The organism is Nocardia stercoris (assembly GCF_003696265.1).
GTDB classification, from domain to species: domain Bacteria; phylum Actinomycetota; class Actinomycetes; order Mycobacteriales; family Mycobacteriaceae; genus Nocardia; species Nocardia stercoris.
The window spans coordinates 544,194-560,293 of sequence record NZ_RFFH01000004.1 but is presented as its reverse complement, the minus strand read 5'-3'; the positions used below and the strand labels follow the sequence as shown (position 1 = coordinate 560,293).

Sequence of the window (16,100 nt, the reverse complement as noted above, 5' to 3'; positions counted from 1 at the left end):
CCGGGGTATCGGTTCGGCCGTGCGGCCTATTCCGCACGCAAGATTGTTTCGCGTCGAGGGCGCCGACGAACGAGGGCCCCGGCGCGCGATCGCGCCGGGGCCCTCGCCGGAAAATTCAGTCGATCAGCAGCCGATCAACCGCTGCGCCAGATAGCCCGCGACCTGATCGAGCGCCACCCGCTCCTGCGCCATGGTGTCGCGCTCGCGGATCGTGACCGCCTGGTCCTCGAGCGTGTCGAAGTCGACGGTGACACAGAACGGGGTACCGATCTCGTCTTGGCGGCGGTAGCGCTTGCCGATGTTCTGCGTCTCGTCGTACTCGACGTTCCACGCCTGGCGCAGTTCGGCGGCCAGCTTGCCGGCCACCGGCGACAGGTCGGCGTTGCGCGACAGCGGCAGCACCGCGGCCTTGACCGGCGCGAGGCGGCGGTCCAGGCGCAGCACCGTGCGGGTGTCGACCCCGCCCTTGGTGTTGGGCGCCTCGTCCTCGGCGTAGGCGTCGCACAGGAACGCCATCAGCGAACGGGTCAGGCCCGCGGCCGGCTCGATCACGTACGGGGTGTACTTCTCGCCGGTGACCGGGTCCTTGTAGGCCAGCTCGACACCCGAGTGCTCGGAGTGGGTCTTGAGGTCGAAGTCGGTGCGGTTGGCGATGCCTTCCAGCTCACCCCATTCGCTGCCCTGGAAGCCGAAGCGGTACTCGATGTCGACGGTGCGCGTCGAGTAGTGCGACAGCTTCTCCTTCGGGTGCTCGTAGAGCCGCAGGTTCTCCGGGTCGATGCCGAGGTCGGTGTACCAGGCGAGTCGGGTGTCGATCCAGTACTGGTGCCACTGCTCGTCCTCGCCCGGCTTGACGAAGAACTCCATCTCCATCTGCTCGAACTCGCGGGTGCGGAAGATGAAGTTGCCGGGGGTGATCTCGTTGCGGAAGCTCTTGCCCATCTGGCCGATGCCGAACGGCGGCTTCTTGCGCGTGGTGTCGGAGACGTTCTTGTAGTTGATGAAGATGCCCTGCGCGGTCTCCGGGCGCAGGTAGTGCAGACCCTCTTCGGACTCGATCGGGCCGAGGTAGGTCTTGAGCATCATGTTGAAGTCGCGCGGCTCGGTCCAGCGGCCGACGGTGCCACAGTCGGGGCACGCGATCGAGGTCATCGGCACCGAGTCGGGGTCGTCGAGGTTGTGCTTCTCGGCGTAGGCCTCCTGCAGGTGGTCCTGCCGGTGGCGCTTGTGACAGTTGAGGCATTCGACCAGCGGGTCGTTGAACACCGCGACGTGACCCGAGGCGACCCACACCTGGCGGGGCAGGATGATCGAGGAGTCCAGGCCGACCACGTCGTCGCGGCTGGTGACGTTGGCCCGCCACCACTGCCGCTTGATGTTCTCCTTGAGTTCCACACCCAGCGGGCCGTAGTCCCACGCCGACTTGGTGCCTCCGTAGATCTCACCGCACGGATAGACCAGGCCGCGACGCTTGGCGAGATTGGCGACAGTGTCGACCTTCGACTTGGGTGCCACGGCTGACGTTCTCCTCTGGCTGTGGATCGGCTGTTCCGTCCAGCCTATCGAGGCCGGGCGGCACGGGTCGAAGCAGTATCCGCGCGCGGCGCGACACACGCGCGCCACGGTTGACATGCGCACCTGTGCATACCACAATTGGCATCGGTTTCCAATTAGGAGTTGGTTCATGACCGCCGACAGTGGTGCGCCCCGGGCGCGCAGCCGCACCGCCTTCGAGGCACCCACCGCGATCCCGCACGACCCGTACCCCTACCGGGCGCCGGCCGCACCGGCCGTCCCCACCCGGACCGTGCTGGAGTCCGCCGGTGAGCTGCTGCGGGCACTGGCCGCGCCGGTCCGGATCGCGATCGTGCTGCAGTTGCAGGAGTCACCGCGCTGCGTGCACGAGCTCGTCGACACGCTGGGCGTGACCCAGCCGCTGGTGAGCCAGCATTTGCGGATCCTCAAGTCCGCGGGCGTGGTCCGCGGGGTTCGCACCGGACGCGAGGTGATCTACGAGCTGGTGGACGACCATCTGGCGCGTATCGTGGTCGACGCCGTCGCACACGCCGGTGAATGACCGGGCAGGAAGGGTGACCGTGCCGGAGCGCACAACGGAGAAGACCGTCGGGGTTCGCAGTACTCGTCAACGCAGCGCGATCACCGCACTGCTGGGGGACATCGACGAGTTCCGTTCGGCGCAGGATCTGCACGACGAACTGCGCCGGCGCGGCGAGGGCATCGGCCTGACCACCGTCTACCGCACCCTCCAGTCACTGGCCGACGCCGGCCTGGTGGACGTCCTGCGCACCGACACCGGCGAATCGGTGTACCGCCAGTGTTCGACCGGCCACCACCATCACCTGGTCTGCCGGCACTGTGGGCGCACGGTCGAGGTCGAGGGCCCGACCGTCGAGGCGTGGGCCGAATCGGTCGCCGCCGAGAACGGGTTCACCGACATCAGCCACACCCTGGAAGTGTTCGGCACCTGCGCGTCCTGCCCCGCGCGCCGCTGACCGCTACGGGATCAGGCCCTTGCGGGCTTGACCGGCGCCGGAGAGCACCAGCAGCAGCATCGTGGTGAGTGCCTCGTCGTCGAGACCACCGGCCGGGAAGGTGTAGCGCAGCACGATGTCGGCCAGCTGCTTGGCGCGAGCGATGACGGTGATCGTGCCGAACTGCAGTCCGGCGTTGCGGTCGGCGACCTTCTTGTGCAGCTGTGGTTTCAGGGGACGGTCCCAGGCCAGCACCCCGGTGAAGGTGAGGACGTCCAGGCCCGGGACCAGGGTCACCGCACGCAGCGAGCACAGCGTGCCGTCGTATTCGAAGCCCAGCGCCTCGTCCTCGGTCCGGACCGGGATGCCGTAGCGGGCCAGGCAGTCGGCCACGCGGGCCTGCAGCACCGCGCCGGCGCGGGCCTCGTCCGCGGCGCTGTCTTCCGCCGGCGCGGAACCGCTTTCGCTCACGGCGGTCTCGGACTCGGGATCCGTGGGCACGGCGTCGCTCATTTCACGCCGCCGAAGCGGCGGTCACGCTTGGCGTACTCGAGGCAGGCGGCCCACAGGTCGCGCCGGTCGAAGTCCGGGAAAAGCGTTGCCTGATAGACGAATTCAGCGTATGCGGACTGCCAGATCAGGAAGTTCGAACTGCGCAGCTCGCCGGACGGGCGCAGGAACAGGTCCACGTCCGGCATATCCGGCTCGTCGAGGAACTGGGCGAAGGTGGACTCGGTGATCTTCTCCGGGTCGAGTTTGCCGGCCGCCGCCAGACGCGCGATTTCCCGTGCGGCGTCGGCGATCTCGGCCCGGCCGCCGTAGTTGACGCACATGGTCAGCGTCATCACGGTGTTGTCCTGCGTGAGTTCCTGCGCGACCTCGAGTTCCTTGATCACGCTGCGCCACAGGCGCGGTCGCCGTCCGGCCCAGCGCACCCGCACACCCATCTCGTGCATCTCGTCGCGACGCCGGCGGATCACGTCCCGGTTGAAGCCCATGAGGAACTTGACCTCGTCCGGGCTGCGCCGCCAGTTCTCCGTGGAGAACGCGTACGCCGACAGCCACTTGACCCCGATCTCGATACACCCCTCGACGGCGTCCATCAGCACGGCTTCACCGCGCTCGTGCCCGGCGGTCCGCGGCAGCCCGCGCTCCTGCGCCCAGCGCCCGTTCCCGTCCATCACCAGCGCCACGTGCTTGGGCACGAACTCGGCCGGGATCGCGGGCGGCGTGGCACCCGAGGGATGCGGCGACGGCGGCCGAACAGCGCGGGCGGCGGACTGAGCACGATTACCGATCACGGCTACCATCCTGCCGCACGCAGTCGAACGCGCCGCGCCGACCTCGACGCACCGGCTGCCGGAACTGCGGTCGACGGCCGGGGCGTGTCGACCAGGCCCGCCGGTCGCGCGCTCGAAGCGCGTCGTCGCGGAACGCGCCCGGACTCCTGCGGGCTGCCGCCGATTTCGGGGCGGCCGCGACCCGGGGGTGAGCTAACCGATCTCGGCGGGGAGCTGGGTCGAGCCGTGCGGGCTCGACCGTTCGATCAGGGGCAGGGTGCGGAGCTGGCGTTCCAAGTGCCACTGCAGGTGGGCGGCGGTGAGGCCGCTGGCCTGGCGGCGGATCGGCTCGGGAACAGCGTGGATGCCGGTCCAGTCGCCGGCTTGCAGGGCCGCCATCAGGTCCAGGACGCCCGGGGACGGGGTGGCCGAACCCGGCGGGCGGCAGTGGACGCAGACAGCGCCGCCGGCGGCGACGTGGAAGGCGCGGTGCGGGCCGGGGGTGGCGCAGCGGGCACAGTCGGTGAGCGCGGGAGCCCAACCGGCGAATGCCATGGCGCGCAACAGGAATGCGTCGAGGATCAGCTGCGGCGGGCGGCGGCCCTGGGCGATCGCGCGTAACGCGCCGGCGGTGAGCGTGTGCAGCCGGGGCGCAGGGGCGCGCTCCTCACCGGCGAGGCGTTCGGCGGTCTCCAGCACGGCGCAGGCGATGGTGTAGCGCGGATAGTCGGCGACGATGTCGGCGGCGAACGCCTCGACCGTGTCGACCTGGGTGACGATGTCGAGGTTGCGGCCGGGATGCAGCTGGACGTCGATGTAGGCGAAGGGCTCGAGCCGCGCCCCGAACTTCGAGCGGGTGCGCCGGACCCCCTTGGCGACCGCCCGGACCAGCCCGTGCTGCCTGGTCAGCAGCGTGACGATGCGATCGGCCTCGCCCAGCTTGTGCTGGCGCAGCACGATCGCCTGGTCCCGGTACAGAAGCACGAGGCCATCCTTTCACGTCCCTCCGACGACAAGCACCGGCCTCAGCGCACAATGTCGCGCTCGAACACGCAATTTCTGCCCGGTCGAGCCGATGATTGAGCACTCAGGCCGGTCGCAACGGCGGATGGCACGCATCGGAGCTGGTCACGGCGGCGGTGAGCAAGCCAGCGGTGCCCGTCGCGGCGGCGAGCAGCCAACGCCAGTGCCGAATCCGGCAGCCGGAAGCGGAGGTCCGCGGCGGAGGCAGATGGTCGGCGCAGCAAGAGTTGCAGTCAATTACTAGACCGGTCGTCATAGTTCGTCTACCGTTGCTGCCATGGCACCCCGATCCGAGACCCGGCAGCGCTTCCTCGACGCGGCGGCGGACCTGTTCCAGCGCCAGGGCTACCACGCAACCGGGCTCAATCAGCTGGTCAGCGCGGGTGGCGCACCGAAAGGCTCGTTCTACTTCCACTTCCCCGGCGGTAAGGAACAGCTGGCCACCGAGGCGGTGTCCCAGTCCGGCGAGCAGATGCGGGTCATGCTCACCACCCTGCTGGACACCGGCGGCTTCCCGGCGGTGATCGACGCGCTCGTCGAGGTGCTCGAGCAATCCGGCTACGAACGCGGCTGCCCGCTGGCCAATATCGCGCTGGACGGCAGCGACGCGCTGCGCGGAGCCGTCGCGGACCAGCTGGGTTCCTGGCGTTCGGCCATCACCGGCTATCTCACCGCATATGAGGTCGAACCCGCTCGCGCCGAACAGCTTTCGACGATGGCGCTGGCCTCGATCGAGGGCGCGCTGCTGCTGGCCAAGACCTGGCGCGACGCCGCGCCGCTGCGCTCGGTCGGCGCCTACCTCATCGAAACCCTGAGCAAGGAGATCCCCTGATGCGCGTCCACCATCTCAACGGCGGCACCATGCGCCCGGTCGGCGGCGGCCTGCTCGACGGCGGTCCGGGGCTACTGCGCCGCGCCGAACTGGTCTGCCACTGCCTGCTGATCGAGCACGACACCGGGCTGATCCTGGTGGAGACCGGCATCGGCGAGCGCGGCGCTCGCACACCGGCGCAGTGGCTGGGCCCGCAGTTCGCGGTGCTGACCAACCCGGTCCGCGACGTCGAGCAGACCGTCGGCCGCCAGATCGAGGCGCTGGGTTTCGACCGGTCCGACGTGCGCGACATCGTGCTCACCCACCTGGATCTCGACCATGCGGGCGGTCTGGTGGACTTCCCGAACGCCCGGGTGCACGTGCACGCCACCGAACTCGACGCGGCACGCAACGCCTCCGGCCTGGTCGCGCAGCAACGTTATGTCACAGCACAATTCGCGCACGGCCCGGATTGGCGCACCTACTCCGAGACCGGGGAGAGCTGGTTCGGTTTCGACGCGGTCCGTGACCTCGAGGGACTTCCGCCGTCTATCCTGCTGATCCCGCTGGCCGGTCACACCCGCGGCCACACCGGCGTGGCGATCGAGACCGGTGACGGCTGGCTGCTGCACGCCGGCGACGCGTACATGAACGCGGGCGAGGTCGACCTCGACCGCCCCCGCACACCCCCGCTGACCCGTTTCTTCGAGAATGTCATGCAGGCCCTGCCCGCCGAGCGTCGAGCGAATCTCCAACGCCTGCAACAGCTTCGGCGCGATCACAGCGACGCCGTGACGATCTTCTGCGCCCACGACGGCTCCGAACTGCAAGCCATGCGCGACCGCGAACCGGCCCCCGGCCCGCAGGGCTCGTAGGGCACGGGCTCTCGAAATGCGCGCGGCAGGCCCGGCACCCCGGCAAACACTCCGGATACCACCCGGCGGGCCCCAGAGCCAGGTTCAGCGCGGCCGGTCCGCGCGGCCGCCCGGCGCATCGAATACCGGCCCGCCGGGTCCATCGAACGGCGCGGGCTCAGGTTCAGTAGGCCACCGGCCCCGACGTCCGCGCGGCGGGCTGATGCCCCGGCAGCTGCCCGGGGTGCTGCCCCGCGGGCCCCTGCGAGGGGAAAGGCCGGCCGCCCACCGCGTTCGGGCCGCGGCGGCGGGCGGCGTCCAGCGGTACCGGCCAGGCGCGGGCCGCCTCGGCGAAAAGTGCTACGGCGGTGCGGATCTGGTTCGGATCCGAGCGCAGCAGGGCGGTCGTCCAGCCGGGTTTGCCGGCGAGCCGGCCGTTGTCCACTTCGACCAGCAACCGATCGGCGTCCTGCTGTTGCAGCACGACGGCGGGGTGGCCGAGCGGCACGTCGATCAGGGCTTGGCGGTTGCCGAAGATCAACAGCCGGCGCTGGGTGAGCGTCAGGACGCCGCCCGCGATGTGCTCCCAGCCCGAGGACGTGTAGTGCAGCGGCGCGCGCGTATTGCGCCGCGCCAGCGAACCACCGGCCGCGGCGGAGACCACGACCCCTTCGGCTGTGAGAGCCGAACGCAATTGCGGCGGTATGTCGTTCGACGCGAATACCCGGGACATCCACTTCACCCGACGCATCGTAAGCGGAACCGTCGCCGTCGTGAACCCGCAACAGAAAGCGCGACCTGCGAAGACACCGAACGGTGACATCACAATTTGAAAACGCCGATGTTTCACCCAACAAATCTGGACACGCGACCAACTAATGTCGAGGAGCAGCACCGCGAGAGGGAGATCACAATGACCACGGCGTCGACCCGCGACCTGGGCCTGGCCGAACTCGCCGGCGCGATCCGATCCGGCACGACCACCTCCGCCCTCGCGACCGCGTCCGCACTGGACCGGATCGAGGCCGCGCAACCCACCCTGAACGCCTTCCGGGTCGTCCGCCGCACACAGGCGCTGGACGAGGCCGCCGAAGCCGATCGCCGACTCGCGGCCGGGGTCGAGCTTCCGCTGCTCGGCGTGCCCGTCGCGATCAAGGACGACACCGATATCGCCGGTGCGCCAACGGCTTTCGGTTGCGGCGGCGACTTCCCCGCCGCACGCGAGGATGCCGAGGTGGTCCGCCGGCTGCGGGCCGCCGGCGCGATCGTCGTCGGCAAGACCAATACCTGCGAGATCGGCCAGTACCCGTTCACCGACGGCGCCGCCTTCGGCTACACCCGCAATCCCTGGCACCGCGACCACACCCCCGGCGGCTCCTCGGGCGGGTCCGCCGCGGCCGTCGCCGCCGGATTGGTCCCGGCCGCAATCGGTTCCGACGGCGCCGGCTCGGTGCGCATCCCGGCGAGCTGGACCAATCTGGTCGGCATCAAGCCGCAGCGCGGACGCATCTCGACCTGGCCGCCGCCGGAGTCGTTCTACGGCCTGACCGTCAACGGCACCCTGGCCCGCACGGTCGCCGACGCCGCGCTGCTCTTGGACGTGGCGGCCGGACCGCACCCCGGCGACCTGCACACTCCCCCGCCGGTGACCCTGTCCGACCATGTCGGCCGCGACCCGGGCAGGCTGCGCATCGCGGTGGCCCTGAACATTCCGTTCACCGCCGTGCCGGCGAAACTGGACCCGAGGGTCGAGGCGCGGGTCCGCTCGATCGCCACCGTCCTGACCGAGCTGGGTCACGCCGTCACAGTGACGCCCGTGCCCTACGGCCTGGCCACCGGCGCCAGCTTCCTGCCCCGCTCCCTGGCCGGTGTGCGAAAAGCCCTGGCCGCCATGCCCGGTGCCGTCGTCGACCCCCGCACCCGCGCCAATGCCCGGATCGGCAGCCTGCTCGGCGGCCCGGTCCTCTCGGTGGCCCGCAGCCTGGAAGCGTTGCTGCACAAGCGAATCGGCGCCTTCCTGCAGGATTTCGACGTGATCCTGGCCCCGACCACTGCCCGCCCGCCGGAACGGGTGCACGCCATGGACGGCCTGAGCCACGCCGCCACCGACGCCCTGATCACCGCGGCCTGCCCCTACACCTTCGCGTGGAACGTGCTGGGCTGGCCGTCGATCAACGTCCCCGCCGGATTCACCGACACCGGCCTGCCGGTGGGCGCCCAGCTGATGGGCGCCGCGAACACCGAACCGCGGCTGGTCGCGCTCGCCGCGCAACTGGAGTCCGAACTGCACTGGGAGCGGCTGCGCCCGCTCCCGTGGTGGGAACAGTAGCTCCGATCAGGTTCTGAGCAGCCCCGCCACCAGCTGCAACAGTGACTGCTGGGTCTGCGCCTGCGCGGCCACCGGGTCGTCGGCGTGCGCGACGATCAGCGAGGCCTCGGCGATCGCGCTGAGCAGCAACTGCGCCAGCACGGGGACGGGCGCGTCGGCGATCAGGCCGGCAGCCCGCGCACGCTCCAACTGTGTGGTCAACAACCCCAGGCCGTGGCGGGCCTCGAGTTCGCGCCACGCCTGCCAGCCCAGGACGGTGGGGGCGTCGACGAGGACGATGCGCACCATCTCCGGGCGGCGGCAGATGTCCAGGAAGGCGGCCAGCCCCGCCGTCATCGCGCCGAGGACATCGTCGGGACCGACCGTGGCGACAGCGGCCTCGATCTCGGCGGTGACCTCGGCCTCGATCTGTTCGAGCACCTCCAGGAACAGGCCGCGCTTGTCGCCGTAGTGGTGGTGCAGCGCCCCCCGGGTGACGCCGGCCTGGGCCACCAGCGACTCGGCCGAGGTCCCAGCGAAGCCGTGCTCGACGAACAGCCGCCGACCGGCCTGCTCGAGCGCGGCTCGCGTGGTACGCGAGCGATCCTCCTGACTACGACGTGGCATGCATGCGAGTGAACTCCAAGATCTTCGCGGTGAGCAACTCGGGCTGGTCCTCGGGCAGGAAGGTGTACGAGTCGTCGACGAACTCGAGACTCGCCCGCGGCAGGTCGCGAACCAGCCGCTCCGCGAGCCGGATCGGGAACAGCTTCTCCTCGCGCGCCCAGACCACCAGCACCGGAATGTCGACGGATCCGAAGCGGGTCGCGGCCTCCAGGGTCACTCGCCGCCGTGCGGCTCGCAGGAACCGGCGCAGGTCCCGGCGGATGGCGGCGGACCGCCGGCTCGGCAGCAGGTAGGAGTCGGTGATATGAGGCGGCACAGGGTATTTGGCGACCCAGCCGAGCACCATCGGCAGCCGGTGCAGCGCGCGGAGTCGCAGGGCCTCGGTCATCGGCCGCAGCGATCCCGGAATTCGGGCCAGGGCGGACAGCATGGTGAACGGTTGCGGCAGGAAGGCCTCGTAACAGTCGACCGAGGCCAGCACGACGCGCCCGATCCGTTGCGGCCTGCGGGTCAGCAATACCTGTGTGATGGCACCGCCGGTGTCGTTGGCGACCACGGTGACATCGTCGAGGTCGAGCTCTGCGAGGAAGTCGGCGACCAGGTCGGCCACACCGGCGGGCGTCAGGTCCGCTTCGGGCACCGGAATCGAGTGCGCGCCCAGAGGCCAGTCCGGCGTGAGGCAGCGGTACCCGGCCGCCGCCATCGCGGGAACGACCTTGCGCCAGACGTCGGCATTGACGAGCAGCCCGTGCACGAAGACGACCGTGGCCCCGTCGCCGGTCTCGTGGTAGCGGATCCGGCCGCCGGGCAGGGTGATGTCGCGAGTAGGACCGAGTTCTGCACTGGTTCCCATGGTTCCTCCTGAGTGGCGCGGTCATCCCAGTTTTACATACATACCGAATGTATGTCTATGGGAGACGTGGAACCACCCGCGTCGAGCAGGCGATTCCGCGACGTCAGAACCCGAGCTTGCGCAGCTGCTTCGGGTCGCGCTGCCAATCCTTGGCGACCTTCACGTGCAGGTGCAGGTAGATCCGGTTGCCCAGGATGCGCTCGATCTGGTGCCGAGCATTGGTGCCGACCTCTTTCAGCCGCCCACCGCTCTTACCGATGACGATGGCCTTCTGGCTCGGACGCTCGACGTAGAGGATGGCGTGGACATCGAGCATGTCCTCGTTCTCCTCGCGTTCGAGCACCTCCTCGATCACCACCGCCAGCGAGTGCGGCAGCTCGTCGCGAACGCCCTCGAGCGCGGCCTCACGGATCAGCTCGGCCATGAGCGTCTCCTCGGGCTCGTCGGTCAGCTCTCCGTCGGGGTAGAAGGCCGGGCCCTCGGGCATCTTCGACGCGATCACGTCGACCAGCACTTCCACCTGCTCACCGGCGACCGCCGAGACCGGAACCACCTCGGCCTCGGGACCGAGCAGCGTGGAGACCGCCATCAACTGGTGGGCGATGGCGTCCCGGCCGACCTTGTCGATCTTGGTGACCACGCCGATCAGGGTCGTCTTGGGCGCCATCTGCCGGATCTGCTCGACGATCCAGCGGTCACCGGGACCGATCTTCTCGTCGGCCGGAATGCAGATCGCGATGACGTCGACCTCGGAGTAGGTGTCGCGCACCAGATCGTTGAGGCGCTGCCCCAGCAGGGTGCGCGGCCGGTGCAGACCGGGGGTGTCGACCAGGATCAGCTGGCAGTGCTCCCGGTGCACGATGCCGCGGATGGTGTGGCGGGTGGTCTGCGGCCGCGAGGACGTGATCGCGATCTTCTGGCCCACCATGGCATTGGTGAGCGTCGACTTGCCGGTGTTCGGCCGGCCGACGAAACAGACGAATCCCGAACGGAATTCGGTCATCGAGCGGCCTCGCTGCGAACGGCGTCGAACACGTTGCCGCTGCGGTCGGCGAACACCAGCTTGGCGCCCGCGCTCACCTCGCGCACGGCGCTCACGCCGGCGTCGCGGAAGGAGCCCTCGACCACCACGGCCGCCTCGAATCCCTCTGCGCCACTGGAGATCGCGGCCGCGACGGCGGCCTGCAGGGCGGTCAGCTGCAGCGAGGGCAGATCGACCGGGCCGGCGGCGTAGGTGCGGCCGTCGGTGTCGCGGACGGCGGCACCGCTGGTGCCACCGGTGCGGCCCATCGCGCCCCGGGCCAGCACGACCAGCTTGGTGTCCTCGGCGTCCAGTTCAGTCATCGTTGTCTCCCTCGTCCTCCAGGAGCTCTGGGTCGAGTTCCTGTCCGGTGTAGTTCTCCGTCTTGTCGCCCGCGTCCTTGGCTCGCCGCACCACCACCGTGTGCACCCGGACCCGGCCGCGCGCATCGGCCCCGCCCTCGCCCCGCAGTTGCAGGCCGTGCACGACCGCCTTCGACCCCGGCAGCGGCACCCGGCCCAGGGCGTGGGCCAGCAGGCCGCCGACGGTGTCGACGTCCTCGTCCTCGATGTCGAGCCCGAACAGCTCCCCGAGATCCTCCACCTCGAGCCGCGCGGAGACCCGGAACTTGCCGTTCCCCAGATCCTCGACCGGTGCGGTCTCGTCGGTGTCGTATTCGTCGGCGATCTCGCCGACGATCTCCTCGAGGACGTCCTCGATGGTGACCAGGCCGGCGATGCCGCCGTATTCGTCGACCAGCAACGCCATGTGGTTGCGGTGCCGCTGCATCTCGTCCAGCAGGTGATCCAGTGGTTTGGAGTCGGGCACGAACACCGCCGGGCGCATCACCTCGCGCACCTGCACCTTCTTACCCCGATCCGCGTAGGGCACAAGGTCTTTCAGGTAGACGACGCCCAGGATGTCGTCGACGTTCTCCCCGATCACCGGAATTCGCGAATGCCCGGACCGAACCGCAAGCGACATGGCCTGATTCGCGGTCTTGTCGTCCTCGATCCACACCATCTCGGTCCGCGGCACCATCACCGCGCGGGCGGGAGTGTCGCCGAGTTCGAAGACCGACTGGATCATCCGGCGCTCCTCGGAGTCGACCACACCGGATTTCTGTGCCATGTCGACGATTTCGCGCAACTCGATCTCGGAAGCGAAGGGGCCGTTGCGAAATCCCTTACCGGGCGTGATGGCATTACCGATCAGGATCAGCAGCCGGCTCAGCGGGCTGAGCAGCGTGCCGATCACCTGCAGCGGCAACGCCGCCAGCAGGGCGATCGAATACGCGTGCTGGCGGCCCAGCGTGCGCGGCCCGACACCGATGACCAGATAGTCGATCAGCACCATGGCGACCGCGGTCACCGCCAGCGCCCAGCCCGAGCCGAGCGGCCCGTTCAGCGCCGCCGCCAGCAGCACCGTGGCCGAGATCTCGCAGACCAGCCGCAGCAGCACGACCAGATTGATGTAGGTGGGCCGGTCGGCCGTCACCCGCAGCAGCCGGCGGGCACCGGCCCGGTCGGCCCGCACCAGATCCTCCACGCGCGCAGGCGAAATCGTCATCAGGGCGGCATCGGTGGCGGCCAGCATCCCGCCGATCGGAACCAGCGCGCACGCCAGGACGAACAGGACCGGAGAACTCACGCCAGGCCCAGCGGGTCACCTGCGGAAGGGTCGAAACCGGTCTTGCCCAGCAGGCTGCGGTCCCGTTCGGCGGCGGCGGCGCGGCGCTCGGCCTCGAGCTGGCTCTCGTACCAGGCCGCGAGGAGCTGGTTCTGCAGCGCGAACATCTCCTTCTCCTCCTCCGGCTCGGCGTGGTCGTAGCCGAGCAGGTGCAGCACACCGTGCACCGTCAGCAACGCCAGCTCGTAGGCCAGGGGATGGCCCGCCTTCTCCGCCTGACCGGCGGCGAACTCGGGGCAGAGCACGATGTCACCGAGCATGGACGGGCCCGGTTCGGCGCCGTCGGGGCGACCGCCGGGCTCCAGCTCGTCCATCGGGAAGGACATGACGTCGGTGGGGCCGGGTAGGTCCATCCACCGCATGTGCAGATCGGCCATGGTGTCGAGATCCACCAGCACCATCGACAGCTCGGCAGCGGGGTGCACGTCCATCTTGCCGATGGCGAAGCGCGCGACGCTGACCAGCTCTTCCTCGGATACGTCGATACCCGACTCGTTGGCGATCTCGATACTCACTGCCTAATCCTATACGGGTCGCGCCCCCGATCCGGCACCGGTCAGACACGTTGAGCACGTGGTTTACCGCACGGTTTACCGCGCCCGGGTGTCCGGCCGCCGGAATTCAGCCGGCGACTCGGACGATCAGCTTGCCGAGGTTGCGGCCGGTCAGCAACCCCTGGAAGGCGGGGACCGCCTGGTCGAGGCCATCGACGATGTCCTCCAGATAGGTGATGCGGCCGTCGGCGACCATGGGCTGGATCTCGGTGAGGAACTCGCCGGTCTGGGTCGGCGCGAACTCGCCCTGGATGAACCCGCGCACGGTCAGGCTCTGCTTGAGGATCATGCCCATCAGCAGGCCGAGCCGGTCCGGGCCGGGCGGCAGTTCGGTCTGGTTGTAGCCGGCGATCAAGCCGCACACCGGAATTCGGGCGAACGAGTTCAATCGCGGTAGCACCGCGTCGAATACCGCGCCGCCGACGTTCTCGAAGTAGACATCGATCCCGTCGGGGGTGGCCGCCGCGAGCTGTTCGGCGAAATCGGGTGCGCGGTGGTCGATTCCGGCGTCGAAGCCGAAGGTGTCGGTCAGCAGGGCCACCTTGCGCGGGCCACCGGCGATCCCGACCGCGCGGGCGCCGGACAGTTTCGCCAGCTGCCCGACCATCGAGCCCACCGGCCCGGTCGCCGCGGCCACTACGACGGTCTCCCCCGGCCGCGGCCTGCCGATATTGCGCATGCCCGCGTACGCGGTGAAGCCCGGCATGCCCAGCACGCCGAGCGCGGTGGTGACGGGCACCACGGACGGATCGAGCCGCCGCAGGTAGGACACCGATTCCACCGAATGGGTCTGCCAGCCGCCGTAGCCGAGCACGATATCCCCGGCCGACAGCGCCGGATCGGCGGATTCGAGCACCCGGCCGACGGTGGCGCCGACCATCACCCCGCCGACCGGCACCGGCGCCGCATATGATTTCGCGTCGCTCATCCGCCCGCGCATGTACGGGTCCAGCGAGAGGTACAGGGTCTCCAGCAGCACCTGGCCGGGTACCGGATCCTTCAACTCGACGGTCTCGGTCCGGAAGTTCACCGGCTCCGGCATCCCCACCGGCCGCGACGCCAGCACGATACGAGTGGACTGCACCATCGAACCTCCTCGGTCGGCGAACCTGCGGAACGACTGCTCCCGAGTCTGCCACAGGACCGTCCGGGCCCCCGTCGTCGGACCGATGCCGCCGTCGAAGGCCCAGCTGGTCGGCCGGTACGGCGAAACGCCTTCGAGTCGTGTTCACCCGCGCCCCCGGAACCTACCCGTGGACTACGCCCCCGGTGGCGAGCGTGGCGCGCACCGGGTCCAAGTGTTCGTTGAGCGAACGGCAACGCGGGCGCCCGTACCGTGTCCGCAACGACGGGGAGGGCGCGCGTGAACAGCTATCGGCGGTGTGCGGCAACAATTTTGGCGATCGTGGCACTGTGTTCGGCGGGGTGCGGGCGCGACACGGTCGGGTCGCCCGTCCCGCCGCCGGGTGATCCGACGGACGCGCAACTGGATATCGGGACCGGACTCTCGCCCGCTGAGCTGGATCAGATCACCGGGCTGACCTGGAACACCTCCGTCCAGGTGACGTATGCGCCCGATCCCGACGACGCGTTCGCCGACACCGGGCGGGGCGACCCGCAGTTCGTTCCGCAGCGTCCGTGCGGGTTCGCGACAGGGGCGGGACGCGATCACGACAGTTGGCTGTACGGCACCGGTGCGGCGTCGTATCGGAAGCGGCTGCTGGTGGTCGGTCCGAGCGTGAAGGGCGCGGACACCGCGGCCACGCAAGTGGCGGCGGTGTATCCCGACCAGGATGCGGCGGCCGCGGTGGTCGACCGCATCGAGGCCGCGGTGCGCGGCTGCGCCGCGGCGACGGTCACCGTGCCTGCCGCCGATCAATTCCGTTGGCAATGCTCCGATTTCGCCGCCCCACCGCGTGATCGGTACGGCCGGGCGAACAACGGCTGTGTCGCGGAGGTGCGCCGGGTCGGCAGCACGGTGGTCGAGGCGCGGGCGGCGCTGCCGGACCGCGACGAGAAGTACGTCGCGGAAATGGCGCGACGGCTGGTCGGCAAGGTCGGGTCCGCACCGCCGCGCGCGGTCGCGGCGAAGGCCGACGCCATTGTCCTGACCGGCTCAGACGTATCGGACCTGACCGGACACCGGATCGACCCGCAGATGATCTTCACCGCCGCGCCGCAGGACGGCGCGGGAGCCGACTGCAGCCGCGGCGCCGCACTGAGCCAGAAGGCGACCTACGGCACCGGCTGGCAGGCCTTCCGGGCCGGCGGGTTCTTCGCCAGCCCGCACAGCGCGTTTCACCAGGTGGTCGCGGTGTACGGGGACGAGCAGTCCGCGCAGGCGGCCTACGACCGGCTCGCGGCGGCCGTAAAGCAATGCGCCGCAACCGGGAAGAGCGTCACGGTGGCGACCGACGCTCCAGCACGACTCGAGTGGCACGGACCCGTATACGATCCGGGCTCGGCGCCGGCGGACTCCTGGGAACTGCGCCGCGTCGGCGCCACCGTATTGCAGGTCAAAACCGAATTGTTCGGACCGGAGCTCGCACCGCAGGCGATGCAGTTGCTGGCCGACCGAGCCGAGTGAT

18 protein-coding genes are annotated in these 16,100 nt (G+C 69.7%); 6 read left to right on the top strand and 12 right to left on the bottom strand.

Annotated features, from left to right (window positions below):
• Nucleotides 1–123: 123 nt before the first annotated feature.
• Nucleotides 124–1,515: a glycine--tRNA ligase gene (locus tag EBN03_RS13570; protein WP_122188320.1), complete on the bottom strand. Its 1,392-nt coding sequence runs from the start codon at nucleotides 1,513–1,515 to the stop codon at nucleotides 124–126.
• A gap of 169 nt (nucleotides 1,516–1,684) precedes the next feature.
• Here EBN03_RS13570 and EBN03_RS13565 point away from each other — a divergent pair, with 169 nt between their 5' ends.
• Nucleotides 1,685–2,077 (top strand): ArsR/SmtB family transcription factor, encoded by a 393-nt coding sequence (locus EBN03_RS13565; protein WP_233608355.1) that lies wholly within the window; start codon nucleotides 1,685–1,687, stop codon nucleotides 2,075–2,077.
• A gap of 19 nt (nucleotides 2,078–2,096) precedes the next feature.
• Nucleotides 2,097–2,513, top strand: a complete 417-nt coding sequence (locus EBN03_RS13560; RefSeq protein ID WP_122188421.1) for a Fur family transcriptional regulator — start codon at nucleotides 2,097–2,099, stop codon at nucleotides 2,511–2,513.
• A gap of 3 nt (nucleotides 2,514–2,516) precedes the next feature.
• Here the strand turns inward: EBN03_RS13560 and EBN03_RS13555 are convergent, their stop codons facing one another.
• From EBN03_RS13555 to recO, 3 genes are all read right to left on the bottom strand, one after another.
• On the bottom strand, nucleotides 2,517–2,900 hold the full coding sequence (locus tag EBN03_RS13555; RefSeq protein ID WP_122188420.1) for a YbjN domain-containing protein: 384 nt from the start codon (nucleotides 2,898–2,900) through the stop codon (nucleotides 2,517–2,519).
• A gap of 101 nt (nucleotides 2,901–3,001) precedes the next feature.
• Nucleotides 3,002–3,802: an isoprenyl transferase gene (locus tag EBN03_RS13550; RefSeq protein WP_122188319.1), complete on the bottom strand. Its 801-nt coding sequence runs from the start codon at nucleotides 3,800–3,802 to the stop codon at nucleotides 3,002–3,004.
• A gap of 183 nt (nucleotides 3,803–3,985) precedes the next feature.
• Nucleotides 3,986–4,756: a DNA repair protein RecO gene (gene recO / locus EBN03_RS13545; protein WP_122188318.1), complete on the bottom strand. Its 771-nt coding sequence runs from the start codon at nucleotides 4,754–4,756 to the stop codon at nucleotides 3,986–3,988.
• A 316-nt stretch (nucleotides 4,757–5,072) separates the two neighbouring features.
• Here recO and EBN03_RS13540 point away from each other — a divergent pair, with 316 nt between their 5' ends.
• Nucleotides 5,073–5,627 (top strand): TetR/AcrR family transcriptional regulator, encoded by a 555-nt coding sequence (locus EBN03_RS13540; protein ID WP_122188317.1) that lies wholly within the window; start codon nucleotides 5,073–5,075, stop codon nucleotides 5,625–5,627.
• Nucleotides 5,627–6,481, top strand: a complete 855-nt coding sequence (locus EBN03_RS13535; protein WP_122188316.1) for an MBL fold metallo-hydrolase — start codon at nucleotides 5,627–5,629, stop codon at nucleotides 6,479–6,481. The genes EBN03_RS13540 and EBN03_RS13535 overlap by 1 nt, the downstream gene beginning before the upstream one ends.
• A 163-nt stretch (nucleotides 6,482–6,644) precedes the next feature.
• On the opposite strand, the gene EBN03_RS13530 is transcribed toward EBN03_RS13535, so the two are convergent.
• Complete coding sequence (locus tag EBN03_RS13530; protein WP_122188315.1) at nucleotides 6,645–7,202, bottom strand: hypothetical protein; 558 nt, start codon at nucleotides 7,200–7,202, stop codon at nucleotides 6,645–6,647.
• Between the two features lie 171 nt (nucleotides 7,203–7,373).
• Between EBN03_RS13530 and EBN03_RS13525 the strand changes: the two genes are divergently transcribed.
• Nucleotides 7,374–8,789 (top strand): amidase, encoded by a 1,416-nt coding sequence (locus EBN03_RS13525; protein ID WP_122188314.1) that lies wholly within the window; start codon nucleotides 7,374–7,376, stop codon nucleotides 8,787–8,789.
• A 6-nt stretch (nucleotides 8,790–8,795) separates the two neighbouring features.
• On the opposite strand, the gene EBN03_RS13520 is transcribed toward EBN03_RS13525, so the two are convergent.
• The 7 genes from EBN03_RS13520 to EBN03_RS13490 form a co-directional block, all read right to left on the bottom strand.
• Nucleotides 8,796–9,395: a TetR/AcrR family transcriptional regulator gene (locus EBN03_RS13520; RefSeq protein ID WP_122188313.1), complete on the bottom strand. Its 600-nt coding sequence runs from the start codon at nucleotides 9,393–9,395 to the stop codon at nucleotides 8,796–8,798.
• Nucleotides 9,382–10,248 (bottom strand): alpha/beta fold hydrolase, encoded by an 867-nt coding sequence (locus EBN03_RS13515; RefSeq protein ID WP_122188312.1) that lies wholly within the window; start codon nucleotides 10,246–10,248, stop codon nucleotides 9,382–9,384. The genes EBN03_RS13520 and EBN03_RS13515 overlap by 14 nt, the downstream gene beginning before the upstream one ends.
• A 103-nt stretch (nucleotides 10,249–10,351) precedes the next feature.
• Complete coding sequence (era, locus tag EBN03_RS13510; RefSeq protein WP_122188311.1) at nucleotides 10,352–11,251, bottom strand: GTPase Era; 900 nt, start codon at nucleotides 11,249–11,251, stop codon at nucleotides 10,352–10,354.
• Nucleotides 11,248–11,592 carry a cytidine deaminase gene (locus EBN03_RS13505; protein ID WP_122188310.1) on the bottom strand — a complete coding sequence of 115 codons (345 nt, stop codon included), beginning with the start codon at nucleotides 11,590–11,592 and terminating at the stop codon, nucleotides 11,248–11,250. The genes era and EBN03_RS13505 overlap by 4 nt, the downstream gene beginning before the upstream one ends.
• Nucleotides 11,585–12,865 (bottom strand): hemolysin family protein, encoded by a 1,281-nt coding sequence (locus EBN03_RS13500; RefSeq protein ID WP_407671146.1) that lies wholly within the window; start codon nucleotides 12,863–12,865, stop codon nucleotides 11,585–11,587. The genes EBN03_RS13505 and EBN03_RS13500 overlap by 8 nt, the downstream gene beginning before the upstream one ends.
• 50 nt (nucleotides 12,866–12,915) lie before the next feature.
• On the bottom strand, nucleotides 12,916–13,473 hold the full coding sequence (ybeY, locus tag EBN03_RS13495; RefSeq protein WP_122188308.1) for an rRNA maturation RNase YbeY: 558 nt from the start codon (nucleotides 13,471–13,473) through the stop codon (nucleotides 12,916–12,918).
• A 106-nt stretch (nucleotides 13,474–13,579) separates the two neighbouring features.
• Nucleotides 13,580–14,599, bottom strand: coding sequence for an NADP-dependent oxidoreductase (locus tag EBN03_RS13490; protein ID WP_122188307.1), 1,020 nt, complete (start codon nucleotides 14,597–14,599; stop codon nucleotides 13,580–13,582).
• 276 nt (nucleotides 14,600–14,875) lie between these two features.
• Between EBN03_RS13490 and EBN03_RS13485 the strand changes: the two genes are divergently transcribed.
• Complete coding sequence (locus tag EBN03_RS13485; RefSeq protein ID WP_158675613.1) at nucleotides 14,876–16,099, top strand: sensor domain-containing protein; 1,224 nt, start codon at nucleotides 14,876–14,878, stop codon at nucleotides 16,097–16,099.
• Nucleotide 16,100: the final 1 nt, after the last annotated feature.